The sequence below is a fragment of the Wolbachia endosymbiont of Drosophila bicornuta genome, assembly GCF_028982105.1.
GTDB lineage: Bacteria > Pseudomonadota > Alphaproteobacteria > Rickettsiales > Anaplasmataceae > Wolbachia > Wolbachia pipientis.
In genome coordinates this window covers 1-19,751 of the sequence record NZ_JAPQLF010000117.1, presented here as the reverse complement: position 1 = coordinate 19,751, position 19,751 = coordinate 1, and the positions used below count along the sequence as shown (strand labels likewise).

Annotated in this window: 14 protein-coding genes, 1 tRNA gene, 1 rRNA gene and 4 pseudogenes; 19 read left to right on the top strand and 1 reads right to left on the bottom strand. The window is 35.0% G+C overall.

The genetic code is table 11. The features are described from left to right. Positions 1-147 precede the first annotated feature (147 nt). Positions 148-762, bottom strand: a complete 615-nt coding sequence (locus tag OZD68_RS04040) for a hypothetical protein (protein ID WP_182309825.1) — start codon at positions 760-762, stop codon at positions 148-150. Positions 763-915: 153 nt separating this feature from the next. Here OZD68_RS04040 and OZD68_RS04035 point away from each other — a divergent pair. From OZD68_RS04035 to rnc, 19 genes and pseudogenes are all read left to right on the top strand, one after another. Beyond that, positions 916-2,420 (top strand): 16S ribosomal RNA (locus tag OZD68_RS04035). Positions 2,421-2,519: 99 nt separating this feature from the next. Next, the gene (gene sdhC, locus OZD68_RS04030) at positions 2,520-2,897 is read left to right on the top strand and encodes a succinate dehydrogenase, cytochrome b556 subunit (protein WP_007548462.1); all 378 of its coding nucleotides are present in this window, start codon (positions 2,520-2,522) and stop codon (positions 2,895-2,897) included. Beyond that, on the top strand, positions 2,894-3,250 hold the full coding sequence (sdhD, locus tag OZD68_RS04025; RefSeq protein WP_182309826.1) for a succinate dehydrogenase, hydrophobic membrane anchor protein: 357 nt from the start codon (positions 2,894-2,896) through the stop codon (positions 3,248-3,250). Before sdhC ends, sdhD begins: the two co-directional genes overlap by 4 nt. An 84-nt stretch (positions 3,251-3,334) precedes the next feature. Continuing rightward, positions 3,335-4,573 (top strand): hypothetical protein, encoded by a 1,239-nt coding sequence (locus tag OZD68_RS04020; protein WP_182309827.1) that lies wholly within the window; start codon positions 3,335-3,337, stop codon positions 4,571-4,573. A 112-nt stretch (positions 4,574-4,685) separates the two neighbouring features. Further along, a pseudogene (locus OZD68_RS04015) lies at positions 4,686-4,940 on the top strand (sugar phosphate nucleotidyltransferase); the annotation flags it as partial. A 172-nt stretch (positions 4,941-5,112) separates the two neighbouring features. After that, positions 5,113-5,634, top strand: a pseudogene (locus OZD68_RS04010) (sugar phosphate nucleotidyltransferase); the annotation flags it as partial. A 104-nt stretch (positions 5,635-5,738) separates the two neighbouring features. Further along, positions 5,739-6,251, top strand: a pseudogene (locus OZD68_RS04005) (phosphomannose isomerase type II C-terminal cupin domain); the annotation flags it as partial. Between the two features lie 133 nt (positions 6,252-6,384). Then, complete coding sequence (locus OZD68_RS04000) at positions 6,385-7,614, top strand: lipoprotein-releasing ABC transporter permease subunit (protein ID WP_182309828.1); 1,230 nt, start codon at positions 6,385-6,387, stop codon at positions 7,612-7,614. Beyond that, positions 7,607-8,338, top strand: coding sequence for a hypothetical protein (locus OZD68_RS03995; protein WP_182309829.1), 732 nt, complete (start codon positions 7,607-7,609; stop codon positions 8,336-8,338). Before OZD68_RS04000 ends, OZD68_RS03995 begins: the two co-directional genes overlap by 8 nt. After that, the gene (locus tag OZD68_RS03990; protein ID WP_182309830.1) at positions 8,335-9,555 is read left to right on the top strand and encodes a heme biosynthesis protein HemY; all 1,221 of its coding nucleotides are present in this window, start codon (positions 8,335-8,337) and stop codon (positions 9,553-9,555) included. Before OZD68_RS03995 ends, OZD68_RS03990 begins: the two co-directional genes overlap by 4 nt. Before the next feature lie 198 nt (positions 9,556-9,753). Further along, on the top strand, positions 9,754-10,626 hold the full coding sequence (gene atpG, locus OZD68_RS03985; RefSeq protein WP_010081973.1) for an ATP synthase F1 subunit gamma: 873 nt from the start codon (positions 9,754-9,756) through the stop codon (positions 10,624-10,626). An 18-nt stretch (positions 10,627-10,644) separates the two neighbouring features. After that, positions 10,645-11,979 (top strand): TldD/PmbA family protein, encoded by a 1,335-nt coding sequence (locus tag OZD68_RS03980; RefSeq protein WP_182309831.1) that lies wholly within the window; start codon positions 10,645-10,647, stop codon positions 11,977-11,979. A gap of 174 nt (positions 11,980-12,153) precedes the next feature. Next, entirely contained in the window at positions 12,154-12,405 is a 252-nt protein-coding gene (locus OZD68_RS03975; RefSeq protein ID WP_182309832.1) for a cold-shock protein, read from the top strand. 35 nt (positions 12,406-12,440) lie between these two features. Then, on the top strand, positions 12,441-13,667 hold the full coding sequence (locus OZD68_RS03970) for a DEAD/DEAH box helicase (RefSeq protein ID WP_275009055.1): 1,227 nt from the start codon (positions 12,441-12,443) through the stop codon (positions 13,665-13,667). Positions 13,668-13,870: 203 nt separating this feature from the next. Beyond that, positions 13,871-16,281, top strand: a pseudogene (locus tag OZD68_RS03960) (AAA family ATPase). 64 nt (positions 16,282-16,345) lie between these two features. After that, positions 16,346-17,242 carry a class I fructose-bisphosphate aldolase gene (locus OZD68_RS03955; RefSeq protein WP_182309941.1) on the top strand — a complete coding sequence of 299 codons (897 nt, stop codon included), beginning with the start codon at positions 16,346-16,348 and terminating at the stop codon, positions 17,240-17,242. 5 nt (positions 17,243-17,247) lie between these two features. Continuing rightward, positions 17,248-17,319: transfer RNA gene (locus tag OZD68_RS03950), tRNA-Cys, on the top strand. Positions 17,320-17,449: 130 nt separating this feature from the next. Then, on the top strand, positions 17,450-18,517 hold the full coding sequence (locus OZD68_RS03945) for a quinone-dependent dihydroorotate dehydrogenase (RefSeq protein WP_182309833.1): 1,068 nt from the start codon (positions 17,450-17,452) through the stop codon (positions 18,515-18,517). A 187-nt stretch (positions 18,518-18,704) separates the two neighbouring features. Continuing rightward, entirely contained in the window at positions 18,705-19,403 is a 699-nt protein-coding gene (gene rnc, locus OZD68_RS03940; RefSeq protein ID WP_182309834.1) for a ribonuclease III, read from the top strand. The last annotated feature ends 348 nt before the right edge of the window (positions 19,404-19,751 follow it).

The window sequence follows — 19,751 nt, the reverse complement described above, 5'->3', positions numbered from 1 at the left end:
AAGTAATCCTTACCTTTTAATCTGCAGATTGGCGAAAGCAAATACAATAGCTTCACTATCATGATAAGGGGGCTGGCGAAGGGTGTCAAGTCAGCTTTTTCGTTTCATCCGATGCGCTGCCAAAAGCTATGCAAAAAGTCCAATGAGTTAACTCCCATATATCCTGAGTAATTCTTGTGCATTAGCTTTGATTAGGATAGGGCATTTTCTATCATTTAATAGGGAACGCAATATTTCAGTTCCACCCTTAACGTCGTTATTGTGTATCTTTACTACAGCAATAGCTTCTTGGCTTGAATAAGGATACACTGTGCTTGATTCTAAATTATCAATTTTGTCTTTATTTATTTTTTCACCGTTGGAGTGAAGTAAGCTCATTACTTCTAAATATTGTGCTAACTCACGCAAAACACCAGGAGCATCTTTATCATCTGCCAAATCATTATAAATAGATGCTGTGTCTGTTGGCATTGAATCTGAGATATGATTGAATGCGCGTTCAAAATTTGCTAAATACTCCCAATTTGAATCTATTTCTTCTAGCAGCGGCTTATTATCTTTTTTTAAGAATAATACTTCGTAAAACTTGTCACCTGCAGTTATAGATTGTTTTGTGTTATCAATGTTGCGCAATAAGTATAATGTGATGCCAACTAACATTGGCGCGAGTGCAAGCAGAAAGATGTATTTTTTCATGGTAATATTCCAAATAGTTATATATCTATACATTAATGCTTTTGATTTGCAAAAACATATTGACATAGTGATTATATCACATAATAATGTTCCCAAAGTTGTTTGAATAGTTGGAGATTAAAATATTTCTAAAGTAGAAATAAAGACAGCAGTATTAAGCTAAATTATTTTTTGTCGGATTTATCCGATGTACCCTCAACCTTTTATAGGTTGAAGTCCAAATTTGAGAGTTTGATCCTGGCTCAGAATGAACGCTGGCGGCAGGCCTAACACATGCAAGTCGAACGGAGTTATATTGTAGCTTGCTATGGTATAACTTAGTGGCGGACGGGTGAGTAATGTATAGGAATCTACCTAGTAGTACGGAATAATTGTTGGAAACGGCAACTAATACCGTATACGCCCTACGGGGGAAAAATTTATTGCTATTAGATGAGCCTATATTAGATTAGCTAGTTGGTGGAGTAATAGCCTACCAAGGCAATGATCTATAGCTGATCTGAGAGGATGGTCAGCCACACTGGAACTGAGATACGGTCCAGACTCCTACGGGAGGCAGCAGTGGGGAATATTGGACAATGGGCGAAAGCCTGATCCAGCCATGCCGCATGAGTGAAGAAGGCCTTTGGGTTGTAAAGCTCTTTTAGTGAGGAAGATGATGACTGTACTCACAGAAGAAGTCCTGGCTAACTCCGTGCCAGCAGCCGCGGTAATACGGAGAGGGCTAGCGTTATTCGGAATTATTGGGCGTAAAGGGCGCGTAGGCGGATTAGTAAGTTAAAAGTGAAATCCCAAGGCTCAACCTTGGAATTGCTTTTAAAACTGCTAATCTAGAGATTGAAAGAGGATAGAGGAATTCCTAGTGTAGAGGTGAAATTCGTAAATATTAGGAGGAACACCAGTGGCGAAGGCGTCTATCTGGTTCAAATCTGACGCTGAGGCGCGAAGGCGTGGGGAGCAAACAGGATTAGATACCCTGGTAGTCCACGCTGTAAACGATGAATGTTAAATATTGGAAGTTTTACTTTCTGTATTACAGCTAACGCGTTAAACATTCCGCCTGGGGACTACGGTCGCAAGATTAAAACTCAAAGGAATTGACGGGGACCCGCACAAGCGGTGGAGCATGTGGTTTAATTCGATGCAACGCGAAAAACCTTACCACTCCTTGACATGGAAATTATACCTATTCGAAGGGATAGGGTCGGTTCGGCCGGGTTTCACACAGGTGTTGCATGGCTGTCGTCAGCTCGTGTCGTGAGATGTTGGGTTAAGTCCCGCAACGAGCGCAACCCTCATCCTTAGTTACCATCAGGTAGTGCTGGGGACTTTAAGGAAACTGCCAGTGATAAACTGGAGGAAGGTGGGGATGATGTCAAGTCATCATGGCCCTTATGGAGTGGGCTACACACGTGCTACAATGGTGGCTACAATGGGCTGCAAAGTCGCGAGGCTAAGCTAATCCCTTAAAAGCCATCTCAGTTCGGATTGTACTCTGCAACTCGAGTGCATGAAGTTGGAATCGCTAGTAATCGTGGATCAGCACGCCACGGTGAATACGTTCTCGGGTCTTGTACACACTGCCCGTCACGCCATGGGAATTGGTTTCACTCGAAGCTAACGACCTAACCGCAAGGAGGGAGTTATTTAAAGTGGGATCGGTGACTGGGGTGAAGTCGTAACAAGGTAGCAGTAGGGGAATCTGCAGCTGGATTACCTCCTTAGGCTTTGCACATAATTTACCATTTTTAATGATGGTGTTGTTATGTGCTATACTGCTGTCTTTACTTCTACTTTGTTTTAATTTCCCGATAACGGATTTTATGAGTGATAGACCTCTTTCTCCACATTTACAAATATATAAAGTACAAGTTACTAGTTTTTTCTCTATTATGCATAGATTGACTGGTATCTTGCTATTCCTTTTATTAATGATACTTTCTTGGTATTTCATATTACATGTTTACTTTCCTGAGTTACTTATAGTAAGGTACTTAAATGCATTATTATTCACTCCTGTTGCTAAATTAGCTTATGTCTTATGTTTTATAAGTTTTGTATATCATTTTCTTAATGGTATTCGTCATTTATTGTGGGATGCTGGGCTTAATTTAGAAATTACTGGCGTTTCAAGGAGTGCTATACTGCTGACAGTAACGCTACTTCTTTCTACTATGGCTTTTTTATTTATGTTTATATGAGTCAGTCTGGAAATTCAGTACATCATTGGTGGGTTCAGCGTGTTTCTGCGGTAATTTTACTGTTCCTGTTTCCTTGGTTTATCTATTCATTTTCTTGCACATTTTATACTGATAGCTCTTTGTCTTTTAGTGAAAAATTTATTAATCACCCTCTAGAGCTTTTATTTTTTGTTGTATTGTTGTTTTGCATTTTTTGGCACGCAGTTCTTGGAATGCAGCTAGTATGCGAAGATTATATACACAGCGTACCTTTGAGGATTTTTACAATTACATGCATAAAGTACTTATCAAGCATTACTTATATAACCCTCGCTTTTACAATCTTTATCTTCTACAGGCATATTTTCTTGTAAAATCACCGGTGCTGTGTTAATATATTATTAGTGTACTAGTTTTATTATTGAACTATAGCATTATAGCGATTTTGGTTTGACAATATGTTTGAAGCATTAAAAAAGGGAGCAATAGATCTTACACTTAAAGCAAAAGGTCTGCTTACTTCACCTGAATCTCAAGTTTACGTCGAAGACCTTAGAAAGGTAATGATGTATGATGGAAGGAAATGCCAGTATCCAAAAAATTATGATCAAATTGTACAGTCTGCTAAAATCATAGAAAACAGGGATATGCATGGAAATGCTATACTAGATAAAGATAAAAATCCAACCTATAAACTTTTGTATGGTCAAAAAGATGAGAATGGAGAACAACCAGGTTTCAGATTATCTTTAGTTACCAAAGATAAAGATAATGATAGATCTTATTTTACTATCAATTATATAGACAATCAGGGTAAGCAAATTCCGATAAATGAGTTGCATAAGTCATATTTTGAGCCATTAGGCTTTTCGAGAATGGATTTGAAAAAACACGTGCCAATTTTTGAAGCCGAAAAAACTAAAGATCCTCAATATCCGTTTGAATTAACTAACTCTTCTGTGCTAACTAAAGAGGTAAAAAATAAAGAAGGTAAAGTTCAGGAAGTTGTTGATGAAAAAGGAAGAAATGGAGAATTATTATACACTAGTGATTACAAAAAGCTAAGCACCCATTTTTCAGAAATTAGAGATCAGAATGGTAATTTAGAGCTAGATAAAAGTCTTATATCTGTTCCTATCGTTTTTGCTACAAGCTTGGCTAAAGTTTGTACTAAATTGTTGACTTCTCTTCCTATAAAGTTAGGGGAGCATTTAATAAGCAAACAAAACCCAATTGCAAAGTCTTTTGGTTATCTTTTATTCACTCCTGCAGCGGCAGTAAAAAATTTAGTGGATATGGGAGCTACCATACTTAAGGCTCCAATTTTATTATTTGTAGCAAATGAGAAAAAATATGGTGATGCTTACTACACCATGTGGAAACACCAACTGAAAGGATGTTTGGAAGAAGCAAAAAGTGACTTTAATGTTATTAAAGGTGAAGAAAGGCTAGAGCCGGATCATGGGAATCGTGATTCACTAGTGGGCACATGGGATGAGCTTAACGCTAGAAGGCCAAAGAAACAAGGGGATGATAAAGAAGTTAGCAAGAGTAATGAAATACTAAAGAGTCCTGAGGAAGAACGAAATAAGGGTAATGAGATATTAAGTGATAAAAGAAAAGGTCATGTTGAGGAATTACAAAATAGAAGAAATTCACAGCAAGGGCAAGGCGCTACACATGATCACTCTCATTAGCAATTACTTTAAATCAACATTTACTTTCTTTATTAACTATTCCACAACAAAAACTTGCATGTATTTTGCCCTCAGTATAAGATATTAATTATTTAATTAATATCTTAACTAAATGCGCCCTGTAATATTGTGTGGCGGTAGTGGTAGCAGACTTTGGCCTTTATCTAAGCCAAAGCAATTTCAGAAAATATTTAGTCAGAACACTATGTTTCACAACACTTTGTTGAGGCTAAAAAGCGATTATATGCAGCCCATAATTGCTACAAATATACAGTACGAGTCATTAGTGATGGAGGAATTGCATGCACTGCAAGAATATAAAGTGATTTTCGAACCAGTGAAAATTGGAACAGCAGCGGCAATATTATAGCACTTCTCGCAATAGTCCGAATAGGATAAGATATGTGCTTATGGCGATGGTAGAGCAGTAGCATATTATGATCTGTTCGGATTATTGTAAAAAGAGCTATATGTGCTTATGGCTATGGTAGAGCAGTAGCATATTATGATCTGTTCGGATTATTGTAAAAAGAGCTATAATTGCTGCACTTCTCTGCAATGAAAACGAGACAATGTTAATTCTGCCTTCAGACCATTTTATAGGTGATTTGAATAGTTTTTATGCTTCTACTCAAAAAGCGTCTAAGTTAGCCTCTGAAACTAACTCTATAGTCACTTTTGGGGTTAAGCCTCATGAATTCAATTCTGAATACGGCTATATAAATGCAGTATATGATCAGAAAGAAAAATGTCATATAGTGAAAGATTTTACAGAAAAGCCCGAGCGTAAGTTAAGTAACGATCATTATTGGAACTCTGGAATATTTGTGTTTAAAGCAAAACGCTACATAGATGAGATTAAAAAATCTGCCCCGAATCTTTACAATTTATGTTTTAAATATTTCACACCGCAAGAGAGATTTCTGTATTTAAAACAACGAGATTTTGCACGAATTGAAGGCATATCCATTGATTACTTGGTGATGGAGAAAGCAAAAAACGTTGCAATGATAGAAGCTAATTTCGATTGGTTGGATGTTGGAACTTGGAATTCAGTTTTATAGCTCTTTTTACAATAATCCGAACAGATCATAATATGCTACTGCTCTACCATAGCCATAAGCACATATCTTATCCTATTCGGACTATTGCGAGAAGTGCTATAGAATTGAGTGAGAAGTTTAGTAAAGAACCGGTGTCATTTCAGCATGTGATTAGAGAAAAAGAACCAGTTTCAACGACAAAAAGTAATAAAAATTTATTGGGTGGAGCTTGTAAGCAACCAAACAAAAGTCTAATTTCATTTATTCATAAAGTTAAGAAAGTAAAGGTGATAAGGAAAGAAGTTAAACCATGGGGATTTTGTAGTATAATTTTAATGAGCGAAAATTTTCTTATAAAATATCTTTTTATAAATCCATTAAGCTGCACTTCTAAGCAATTCCATCACTATAGAGATGAATACCATATAGTGCTATCAGGAGTTGGGTATGTTAGTTTAGAAGACAAAGAATATGCTATAGCAAAAGACCATATGATAGAAATCCCAAGGGAAGTTTCCCATAGGATTGAAAATAGAAGCATAAGCTCTCCACTTGAAATAGTTGAATTTCAGATAGGAGAGCATTTATCTGATAATGATATAGTGAGGTTAGATGATGTATATGGAAGATTTTGAAATTCTAATGTTAAAGATACTCTATAAGCCTGCTAAATTTAAGGAAGCAAAAATCTCTAGTTTTCAAATAAAGAAAAGTCTACAATTATACGAAGTTTCAAAAATATAATGTTTAACCTCAAAATATTTTGTAATGTCCATTGCCTTTGAAATTACTATGGCTGCTTGCTATTTGCGAGCGAAAAATGCCAGATTTTGCTCTATAATGACTTTGTTCTCTATTATCGGCATTGCCCTTGGAGTTGCAACACTAATAGTGGTGATGTCTGTGATGAACGGATTCAGAGCAAAGTTGCTTGACTCAATACTTGGCATTGATGGCCATATTAATGTTTATTTTGATAGGAACATAAATTCAGATTACTACGCAGTTTCAAAATCTATTGAGAGAATTCCTGGTATATTAAAAGCTACTACTATGACCAATGATCAAGTTATTATTGTAGCAAACGGTAAAATTGCAGGTAGCGTAGTGCGAGGTGTATCAACTAAAGACTTGCTTGATAGTACTGCCGTTACAAATAATGTAATTATAGGTGATGTAAAAAAATTTGATGAAGGAATAATAATAGGAGCACGCTTAGCAGAAGCTTTGAACGTTGACTATGGCGACGAAATTACGTTTATATCATCTGAAGAATTTGATGCATTACTTGGTGAAATGCCGCGAATGAAAAAATATAAAGTTATAGCAATATTTGATATCGGTATGTTTGAGTATGATAATACCTTGATATATATGCCTCTAAAATCAGCACAAGCCTTTTTTAATTATAAAAATAGCATAAAAAATATAGAAGTACTTGTAGACGACGTTACTAGAGCTGATAAGCTGGCAGATGCTATAGAAAAAGAAATAGGAATGGAAGCTGAAAGTTGGCAATCACAGCAAAGCCATTATTTTAGTGCTTTAAAAACTGAAAGAAATGTAATGTTTTTAATTCTCACTTTGATTATAGTTGTAGCAGCGTTTAATATTATCTCAAATTTAATGATGATAGTGCAAGAAAAGAAATCCGCGATTGCAATTATGCGTACATTTGGTGCAACAAGTGGAAGCATTATGCGTATATTTTGCGCTTGTGGTCTATTAATCGGTTTTACGGGAACTTGTCTTGGCTGTATTATAGGTGTCGTTTTTTCTCTCAATATCGAAAGCATTAGAGTGTTTTTAGAAAACATTACTAACGTCAAGCTGTTTGATCCTATGATATACTTTTTTTCAAGTTTGCCAGTGATATTAGTACCCCAAGACGTAGTAAATATTTCTGCACTTGCGTTACTCTTATCATTTTTAGCGACAATTGCTCCTGCGTTGCAGGCAGCTGCACAAGATCCTGCGGAGATACTACGTTATGAATGATACTCAGCAAAAGTACATAGGTTGGTTCTTAATTGTATTGTTATTTACCTGTTACATCACAATAAATAACATAATCTTTTTAAAAATAAATCAGCAAGAGAGTGAAAACAATGTGAAAGCTTTAACGGAAAACATGGATGAATTTAGAATGTTGCTTGAAGTTAATCAATCTAGAATAGAAAAAAAGATATTTGACCTCAAGAGAAGTCAGCATACTCAATGTGAGCAAGGTGATAATAACTCAAGATATAAGAACTTTGCAAAATTGCCATTACTTGTGGTTAAAATGAAGAATTCGTTATTGCGAGAAGCAAAATTTGATAACCATATAAATTCAATAAAGCCTTTGATATCAGAGCTTGACGATCCAGAGATAGAAAATGCAGTAGATGAATTAGAAAATTTGAAAGAGATAAATACCTTACACGAATTGAAGTTATCTTTTGAAAAAACTATTGATACTATCGATTACAACAAAAGTACATTGTCTAAAAAAATCATTTCAAACTGGATAAAGGTAGACGACCGAAATGATCCATTAAGAGTAAAATTCGCAGAAATTGAGGAGTCCATAAATGATAATGATTGGCAAAATATAACTGTTACAGTAAGCAATTTAACGCATTCAGAATTCAAGCCATGGCTGAATAAATTGAATGGTTTTATTGTAGCTTCTAAGAATATTTCAACAATATATCATCACTTATTACAATATATCTCATGATTTATTTTATAATTTTCGCTTTTTCGTTTTTATTTGGTATATGGGTCAAGGTAAGTGGTGAAGTAATAAAATTGGAATTAGGCAATTACACTATAAGTATTCATCTATATTTCATTATTTTTACTTGTGTAGTTTTATTATTTTTATTAATTACACTTGTACGCTTTTTTTCCTCCATTTCATCAACATTTGCCAACATAAGAAATAGAAGAAGTGATAGGGAAGAATTGCTTCTCTTTGAAGCTTTCTTTAGCATAGACTTAGACAATATAGAGAATGCCCAAAAGCTAGTTAAAAGTCTGAGTGAGGAGAGCGATAGGTTGTCTTTAATAAAGCTCTTTAACTCAGGTAAGACGGGAAATTACAGCTTTTTCAGTAACGGTTTAACAAATATTGCAAATAAAAATCGTAACTTAGCTCTACTTCTAGCCAATAAGCTGATTGTCCACCTCAAACAAGAAAAAGTAGTCTTTCAAAAATTTATAGAATATTGCTCTAGTTCAATTAACGATAAAATGCTATCTATTCCCTTTCAAATAGAGCATTGCATATTGAAAGAAGATTGGATTAATGCAATTTTGAGGTTGAAGGAAGCAGTTAAGTCCAATATTTTTCTCCCCTTTGATCATAAAGAAATGTTTGCAGTGTTTTATTGCGCTTTAGCAAAGCAATATGAAAGTAAAGGAAATTTTAAGGAGGCTATAAAGTCTTTATTTGGAGCAGAACGTTATAGTGCAATTTTTCAGCCCATCAATTATTTAAAGGCGGAATTATATATTAAACTTGGAAAAATCAGAAAAGCTTCTGCAGTGCTAGAGGCAGAGTATACAGTAAATCCTACTCCTCAGTCAGCTAAAATGTACATCAATTTAAATAGTAAAGGTGCTGAAAGACTATACAACTTACGCCCTGATTATTATTTTAGTTACTGTTTACTTGCTTTGTCCTCAATGAGTTCAGGTAAATATGATCTTGCAAGTCAATATTTAGACACTGCTATGAAAAAAGCTAATTACATGTCAATCTACTTTATTGTAATACAACTCAAGGTTACATTGCAAGAACACGACAAGGTAATTTATTGGCTAAACAAGATGGGCTCAGAAGCTTTGCCTGATCCAAGCTGGAAATGTAAAAATTGTAACAGGGAACTAGAACAATGGGATCATAAGTGTTCAAGTTGTAATAGTTTTAATTGTGTTTATTATATATTATAAAATTCCACAAAGTGTAGAAATTACCATTAGACTACTTTCACATTGATATTGCTGAAGTTAGAGCACTTTCTTAATATAATCCTTATCTCCAAACAATAAACCTGCAAGTTTCTTAGCTAGACTTGGTTTTAATGTCAAAAAAACTTGCTTTTAGACACTAACAGTTATATATTTTAGTAAATCAGGGTTGTATACAAAATGAAGAGCTTAAAGGAATTATCCTTAAGAATTAAGAATATTAGGTCTGTACAGAAAACCACGAAAATAATGCAAATGGTTTCTGCAGCAAAGTTGTTACAAAGCCAAAAGAAGTTATTAAATTCAAAATTATATGTATCTAAGCTGCATAACATTATTTTTTCATTAATGCTATCAGTTGATCAAGAATTACTGGCAAAAATTCTAAATGTCAGTAACGACGGTTCTTACCTAGTATTCATTATTGCGTCTGATCGTGGCTTGTGCGGCAACTTTAACTCTTCTATTGTCAAATTTAGTCAAGAGCGTGTAAATAAGTCAATCGCAAATGGCAAAAAAGTAGATATTGTATTTCTTGGTAAAAAAGCTTTTGATGTAGGTAAAAATAGATTTGACTCTAAAAGTATCTTAAAAATTGAAAATAGTAAGGGAATCACGTTAAAGCACGTAGAAGCTTTGGTTGATGGTATAGATTTAAGTAAATACGATAAAGTTAAAGTTTTTTATAGTAAATTCTATAATACCTTCACGCAAAAACCAATGTTGGAAACAATAAAACCATGGAGTAAAGACTCATCCTTGATTGATAGCTCTCTGGCTGGTCCAACAACAGATTACGGCTATGAGTATGAACCACAAAATATTGAATTTATTTTAAAATCTTTAGTTCAAGATTACGTTGTAATTGCTCTTTACTCTGCTTTACTTGAAAGTGCAACGAGTGAGAATAGTGCTAGAATGGTTGCTATGGAATCAGCAAACAGAAACACTAAAGAGATACTGAACAAATTAGCATTGCTTTATAATCGTTCTCGTCAAGCAGCGATTACGACTGATTTAATTGAAGTTATAGGTGGTGCAGAATCTTTATAGAAATCTAAGGAATAGAAAATGAATATATTAAATATTGCAGCAGATATTACTAAACTAATAAAAAAGCAAAATCAAGATGCGGAAGTTACAATATATGAAACTAATAAGACTTCAGTTTCTCAGCGTCTATCAAAAATTGAGCAAATATCACAATCTAAAAATTGCACTGTAGGAATCAGAGCTATAGCAGGTAAAAACAAAGCTGCGTATATTTCTACAAACGATTTGAATAATCTGAGTGATACAGTAAGCCAAGTGGTAGAAATGGCAAAGAATGCGCCAGAAGATCCTTGCATTAATTTTGCTGTAAATGGTAGTAATTATATCTCTTCTGCAGATTTAAGTATCTCAGATAATAATGTTGTAACCGTTGATAACCTAAAAGAAATTGCTGAAGCTGCAGAAAATTCAGCCCTTGCACATAAGAGTATCACTAATTCTGAAGGAGCATCTTCTTCATACGCTTTAGTGAATACAGTATTATCGACTGTTTCTGGTTTTATTGGCTCGTTTAGTAAATCAACCTTTGCTAATCAGGTCTCTGTTGTTGCTGGAAGAGAAAGTGAAATGAAGGTTGGTTACGATTATGATATAGCATGTAATTTTAGTGATTTAAAGTTGCCAGAGTTAATGGGAAAAGAAGCAGCAAAAAGAGCAGTTGATCAATTGAATTCACGTACAATGAAAACTGGTAAATTTCCAGTTATTTTTGAAAAAAGAGCAGCAAAAGGGCTAGTAAAAAGTCTTGCTTCTGCTATAAATGGGAGCAGTATTATAAGCAACAGTTCTTTCTTGAGTGGTAGTTTAAACGCTCAGATTTTCAACGATAGAATTAATATTATCGATGATCCATTGTTGCCAAGAGGCACAGCATCGAGACCATTTGATGGAGAAGGGATAACTAGCAAGAAAAATATATTTGTAAAAAACGGAATATTACAAAATTGGATTTTAGACTTATACTCGGCTAGAAAATTAGACTCAGAAACAACCGGAAGTGCAACTCGTGCAAGTAATGCTGCAGTTATTCCTGCAGCTAGTAACCTCTACATTGAGAATGGTGATGTATCGTTTGAAGAATTAATTCAGGAAGTGAAAGAGGGAATATATGTAACTGATTTATTTGGTTTTGGTGTCAATTTAATCAATGGCGATTACAGCCAAGGCGCTTCCGGATTTTTTATAGAAAATGGAAAAATAACGTATCCAATACATGAGATTACCATTGCTAGCAATTTGAAGGATATGTTTAGCAATTTAGTCGTTGCAGATGATCTAACTTTTTGTGGGCAATTTAATTCACCAACGATTAAAGTTAGCGAAATGACGCTTGCAGGTTCGCTTAACGATTAAAAAATTTATTTGCATCAAGTACAACAATTGTGTATTATTGTCATGTAATGTTAAGAATAGACTATGGAGTATAAAGGTTTAGTTTCAATAGCTAAGCTTAAAGCATTCTCAATCGTAATTTCAAAGTTTTTCATCACATTAGTAATGTTAGTTAATAATTTAGGAGTTGTTTAAATGGAATTTGGTAATGTAAAATGGTTTAATGCCGAAAAAGGCTATGGTTTCATCAAGCCAGAAGGTAAAGGGGGTGACGTTTTTGTACATATTAGCACATTGGAACGTTCGGGAATAAGACCTGAGGCACTTAAAGGAGAGAATAAAGAGAAGGGAATAAAAGGAGAAAGGGTGAGTTATGAGGTTAAAGAGGAGCGCGGTAGAAACGGAGAAGATAAAAAATCTGCAATAAATTTAAAATTGGAAGATTAATCTATTATGAAGTCTTTTAACAGGATTAACGTATTGTGAATAATTTTCATGAGATGGGTCTCCCAGCTTCGCTTAGACAAGCTCTAGATAAAAATAATCTTTTCGTCCCAACTCCGATTCAAATACAAGCGATTCCCTTAGCGCTACAAGGTAAAGATATTCTCGGATCTGCTCAAACGGGGACTGGAAAAACTTTAGCATTTGCTATTCCGTTGGTTGCTAAGTTGCTGAATGAGCCTAACACTGGTTCAGCTTTAGTCATCGTGCCAACCAGAGAGCTTGCGCATCAGGTAACAAATGAGATAAGAAAACTCTTATCTCAAAATTCTGCACTAAGGGTCGCTTTGTTGATTGGTGGTGAGCCTATTTTTAGGCAGCTAAATCAGCTTCAGAAAAAACCACAAATTGTAATAGGTACTCCTGGTCGTATTATAGACCATATTGAGCGTAAAACTTTGATTACTCGCAATGTTAGCGTTCTTGTGCTTGATGAAACGGATCGTATGTTTGATATGGGCTTTGGAGTTCAGATTGAAGAAATTATGAAGCATTTGCCTAAAATAAGGCAAACTCTTATGTTTTCTGCAACTCTTCCTGGAGATATAGTAAAACTTGCTGAGAAGTACCTTAATCGACCAGAAAGTATTTCTGTTGATTTTGAGGCTACAACTTCTGTAAAAATTAAGCAAGAAATTGTTTATGCATCAGAATCAGAAAAATATGAAAAGCTTGTTACACAACTATGTCAGCGCGAAGGATCAATCATTATCTTTGTCAAAACAAAGCGAGGAGCGGATCAGCTAGCTAACAGATTGCACAAAGATGACTATAGCGCTTTAGCAATTCATGGTGATTTAAGGCAGCACAAGCGCGAAAGGGTCATTAATTCTTTTCGTCATGGCCGTAATCAAATCATGGTTGCAACAGATGTTGCTTCTCGCGGCCTTGATATTCCCCACATTCAACATGTTATCAATTATGATGCACCACAATCGCAAGCTGACTATATTCATCGTATAGGTAGAACTGCACGCGCTGGAGCTGAAGGGTATGCGCTATCTTTTGTTACACCTCAAGATAAGAGAAGACTGCCTGCACTGGCAGACAAAGAAGGAGAGCTAAATTTTGATTGTAGTGTGCAATTTAAAAAACGTAACAGCAAAAAGGTCTTTAAAAGGCCAAGTACGTTAAAGACTAAATACGGTAGAAAAAAGATCAATGCATTTAAGAAGAAAAGCAGAGTACTAGAAAAAGCGTATTAAATAGGATTTACCTACAATTTGATAAGCGTAAAACTCGTCATTCCGCTACTCATTAGCGGAATCTATGCTGAGATATTGCGGTGCTATGACGTAGATCCAGAGTGGGATTCAAATTTGCTACAGCGAACTGCTGGATTTCAATTTTTTTAATAATTGTGTGCTATTCATTATATATGAGTTCCCACTTTTAAAGAGAATAGGAGATGATTTCCAAAAACTTAGAGGCAAGTTTGAATAGAGCACTATTCATTGCTTCTAATTTTAATCTTAAATATGCGAAAGTAGAACATTTATTGCTGGCGTTAACTAAATACGTGGATGTAAATTACGTTTTATCAAGATGTATAGCTCTTTTTACAATAATCCGAACAGATCATAATATGCTACTGCTCTACCATAGCCATAAGCACATATCTTATCCTATTCGGACTATTGCGAGAAGTGCTATAATATCAGAGCCGATGAAATCATCAGTATGGATAACATTCTATCAAGATGCAATATTAAGGCTAATGATTATAATAATAATATAAAAGGGTTTTTACAAAGCAGTTCTGAATTGATTATCAGTGGAGTTAAACCTAGCTCAATGTTTCAATGCATAATACACAGAGCAATAATACGGGCTCATAGCTTGGGGAAAAAAGAAATAAATGGAGCAAGTGTTCTAGTAGAAATTTTGTCTGGGCAAGATTTATACGTTGAAGATCTATTGCAGAAACAAAGTGCGAAAGATTCCAATTTGATTTACCACATATCTAACATGAAATACTCTAACGATATAGATGAATACACCACTAATCATAAAGTAAAACTTGATAAAAATAATGATGCTCCTACTACAGTAAATAAAGGTGAGCTACTAGAAGATGAGGAAATTCTACAAAGTTATTGTAAAAATTTAAATGACTATGCAAGAAGCAAAAAAATAGATTATGTTATTGGTCGTGATTATGAATTAAATCGCACTATAGAAATATTATTGAGGCGTAGAAAAAACAACCCTTTATATGTTGGAGATCCAGGTGTTGGCAAAACCACAATAGTTGAGGGTTTGGTACTCAAAATCATTGAAAACAGTGTTCCAAGTGCGCTCAGGTCCAGTATAATTTATGCTTTGGATTTAGGGTCACTCCTTGCAGGGACACGCTATAGAGGTGATTTTGAAGAGAGAATAAAATCTATAATAAAAGCGATTGAGGCAAAACCAGGTGCTATCCTTTTTATTGACGAAATACACACTATCATTGGAGCAGGTTCTACAAGTGGTAGCTTTCTTGATGCAGGTAACCTACTAAAACCTGCGCTTGCAAGAGGTACACTGCGTTGTATAGGTGCAACTACATATAGAGAATACAGCAATAGTTTTGAAAAAGATAAAGCATTAGCGAGGAGGTTTCAAAAAATTAATGTTAAGGAATCTTCTGTTAACGAAACGATAAAGATACTAGATGGTATAAAGCACTACTATGAAGGGTATCATGGAGTATATTATACAAAGAATGCCATTAGGTCTGCGGCTGAACTTTCGCATAAGTATATTACTGGGCGAATATTACCTGATAAAGCGGTTGATGTTATTGATGAGGCAGGGGCATATTGTAAATTGCTAAGAAACAGGGGTAAAATTGTAAATAGTAGAGATATTAAGAATACCATTACTAGAATTACAAATGTGCCTTGCGGATCTGAATCTGATGATTTGCAGAAAGTAAAGTCTTTAAAAGCTAATCTAGAGAAGGTGATTTTTGGCCAAGAGCAGGCAATAGAATCTCTTGTTAATTCTATTAAAATTGCTAAATCTGGGTTGAGAAATTACAATAAGCCTTTAGCAAATTATCTTTTTGCAGGGCCAACCGGTGTTGGTAAAACCGAGCTAGCAAAACAATTAGCAGAAAGCATTGGCATGAATCTTATACGCTTTGATATGTCCGAATATATTGAGTCTCATACGATATCAAGGATGATTGGTTCTCCTCCTGGATATGTAGGTTATGATCATGGTGGATTACTCACAGAGTCTGTATCTAATAATCAATATAGTGTTGTGCTGCTTGATGAAATTGAAAAGGCTCATAGCGATATCTATAATATATTGCTACAAATTATGGATTATGGTTGCGTTACAGACACTTACGGACGTAAAGTTAACTTTTCCAATATAATCTTAATTATGACAACTAATGCAGGAGCAGCTGAACGCAGCAAAAGTTTTGTTGGCTTTGGGCATAAAAAATTTAACACTGGTGATAGTGAAAAAGCGATAGAACAGGTTTTTAGCCCTGAATTTCGTAATCGTCTTGATGCGATTATTTCTTTTTCTGACTTAAATGCGGATATAATTCTGCATATTGTAGATAAATTTATTCAGGAACTGAAAAAGCAGCTGACGCAAAAAGGCATAAACTGCTTGGTAGAGGATGAAGTGAAATCTTATCTTGTACAAATGGGTTATAGTAAGGAAATGGGAGCACGTCCGATAGAGAGACTTATTGAAAAAGAGATAAAAAGTTACTTAGCGGAAGAAATACTGAATCGTAAATTAATAAAAGGAAAGAAATTAAGAATCTATATGAATAAAGTAGAAAATAAAATTGCTTTTGATATAGTTTAAAATCCTTGTATTGAACTTCATCTTTGTTACAATCTATAACTTAAATTCAATTTGAATTATAGTGATAAGTGATAAAGTAAAACAAGTCCTAAGCTACTACGAAAGTGAAAACCCTGGGGTAAAAGCAAATCTTACTCGTATTCTCATGCATGGAAAGCTTGGCGGCACTGGCAAGTTAGTGATTCTGCCAGTAGATCAAGGATTTGAGCATGGTCCAATTAAAAGTTTTGAAGTTAACCCTGATGCTTATGACCCACATTATCATTTTCAGCTTGCGGTTGATTCGGGAGTAAGTGCATATGCTGCTCCACTTGGTATGATTGAAGCTGGTGCTGCAACTTGTGCTGGAATGCTCCCACTTATTTTGAAACTTAATAGTTCCAACTCTTTACATTCAAAGGATCTAACCTCTGATCAGGCAATAACCTCTTCTGTGAAAGATGCGCTGCGTTTGGGATGCTTAGCTGTCGGATTTACTATATATCCTGGTTCTGCTAAGTGTTTCGATATGATGGAGGAAGCCCGTGGAATCATAGCTGAAGCCAAATCTTATGGGCTTGCAGTAGTGCTATGGTCTTATCCACGCGGTGAAGGGATTTCCAAAGAAGGTGAAACAGCAGTTGATGTTATTGCCTATGCTGCGCACATGGCAGCTTTGCTTGGCGCTAATATAATAAAAGTAAAACTTCCAACTAAATATTTGGAAAGGGAGAAAATAGAAACAGAAAATATTGAATCATTATCTAAAAGAATTGAATATGTTAAAAGGTCTTGTTTTGCAGGGAAAAGAATAGTAGTTTTTTCTGGTGGTGAATCTAAGGAAGTAGATAACATATACAATGAAGCGAAAGAAATTAAGCAGGGTGGCGGTAATGGTTCAATCATTGGACGTAACACTTTTCAACGCAAAAGGGAGGAGGCTTTATCTATGCTAAAAGATATAATGGATATCTACACATAAAAAACGGCTGGGTGGCAGAATGGCTTATGCGGAGGACTGCAAATCCTTTTATACCGGTTCAATTCCGGTCCCGGCCTCTTTCATTCTCTATATCTTGTAAAAGTTGCTCAATTCAACAGTAGCTTTAAGTGTGTAACCTATAGAGAAAGCTTATCCATAGTAAAATCAATTTCTTTTCAAGTTATGGTTATACTCTTATAGCGTTTCATGGTAAAAAATAAACTAAAAATAAGCAAAGTGTTTTACAAACGTAATTTACTATTTTTACTACCGCCCGAAGTTGCTCACTCTTTGGCAATTATGGCATTAAAGAAAATACCTTATAAGAATCCTATAGAGCTACCAGAATCTTTGAGTGTGAATTTTTTTGGTAATAAGCTCAGAAGCCCCGTAGGTCTGGCTGCAGGTTTTGACAAGAATGCAGAAGTTATAAGGCCTATGCTCTCATTTGGTTTTGGGTTTATTGAAACTGGTACTGTAACTCGTAATCCACAATATGGAAACAAAAAGCCAAGAATTTTTCGGTTAATTAAAGATCAAGGGGTAATTAACAGATTGGGATTTAACAATAAAGGAATAGACTACTTTCTTAAACAAATAGATAAAACCAAGCTTGATGATTGCATTTTTGGCATCAACATAGGAAAAAACAGTACATCAAAGGACCAAATCAGCGATTATGTTGACTTAATAAAGATAGTGTATGGAAAAAGCAATTATATAGTGCTGAACATCTCATCCCCAAACACGCCTAATTTACGCAATCTGCAGAATAAGCAAGAATTATCGGAATTGTTGAAATCCGTAACTCTAACCCGGAAATCAATTGATAATTCTAAATCCATACCAATAATATTAAAAATCTCACCAGATATAGATCAGCAAACGAAAGAAAATATCGCTGAGCTTGCGTTGGAATATAAGATTGACGGATTAACAGTGAGCAACACTACGATCAGTCGGAATAACTTACATTCCCACCACAACGAGAGTGGTGGGTTGAGTGGCAAACCGCTGTTTAAACTTTCAACCGAGTTATTGAGCGATATGTACAAACTTACTAAGGGCAAAATATTGTTGGTAGGATGCGGAGGAATCTCAAGTGGTGCTGATGCATATAAAAAAATAAAGGAAGGAGCTTCTTTGGTGCAGTTGTACACTGCTCTCATATACCACGGACCTCAAGTTGTAAACAAAATTAATCTAGAACTTGCAGAACTAATAAGGAGAGATGGATTTAGTAACATTAGTGAGGTGGTGGGTTGTATACATTAAACATCTTCTCTGTCACCTAAGTAGCCGACACTGGAATAACATCGATGAATCATTATTCAAATAATGGTTATGCAAGAAGTCTATTAAACTGTATATTTTGGAAGTTGTTGGTATTATTTTAATAAAACAAAACTAATTCTTTGGTATAAAGGTGTGGTAGGAAGTGTTATTCTTTTAAATAATGGGTATGAAGAGTTTGAATGATGCAATATCTAAGATCATTGATTATAAATTTACAAATTATGCAATATTAGAAGAGGCACTAACTCACCCAAGCGTAAATAAAAGGAATAGCAAAAACCAGATTGTAAGCTACGAAAGACTAGAGTTTTTGGGCGATAGTGTTTTGAATATGGTTGTATCTGCCACACTGTTTAAACTATTTCCTGAAGAAAAAGAAGGAGCATTGGCAAAAAGAAAGACGTATTTAGTTTGTGGCAACACCATTGCTAGTGTTGCTAAAGAAATAAAATTAGGCAGCTTTATCATCATGAATAATAGTGAACGCTGCAATGGAGGGAGATGTAACTTAAAAAATTTAGAAAACTCGCTTGAAGCACTAATAGGTGCAATTTATATTGATGGCGGGCTTGAAAATGTTGAAAAATTTATTATCCAATATTGGGAAAAGCTAGCTAAAGGCATGCTTGACCCCCCTCAAGATCCTAAAACCTCACTGCAAGAGTGGACTCAGAAAAACAAATTGCCTTTACCAGAGTATGAGCTTGTAAAACAAACTGGACCAGCGCACAATCCTGAATTTACTATATCAGTTTGCATAGAAGATTATGGTAAAGTTTCTGCATGCGCTTCTAGTAAAAAGATTGCTGAACAAAAAGCTGCTGAGTTGATGCTAGAAAAAATTGGAAAAGACGCTTCAGTTTAGGCAAAATAGGCATTAATGTAAATTTTAAGGAAGCTAATAGCGTTTAGGGTAAATGGTCAATTTAAGGAGAAGCATAGTATAGCCTTTCTTATAATAGTCCGAATGCGATAAGATATGTGTTTATGGCTATAGCAGGCCAGTAGCATATTACGGTCTGTTCGGATTATTGTAAAAAGAGCTATATTATTCATAAAAAAGTTGATCTACCAAAAATCAAGCCTTATGTAGTGGAATATCAATGGCTGTTGTCGGAGATGCGGAAAAAAAGAAGTAGCAAGTTATAGCACTTCTCGCAATAGTACGAATAGGATAAGATATGTGCTTATGGCTATGGTAGAGCAGTAGCAT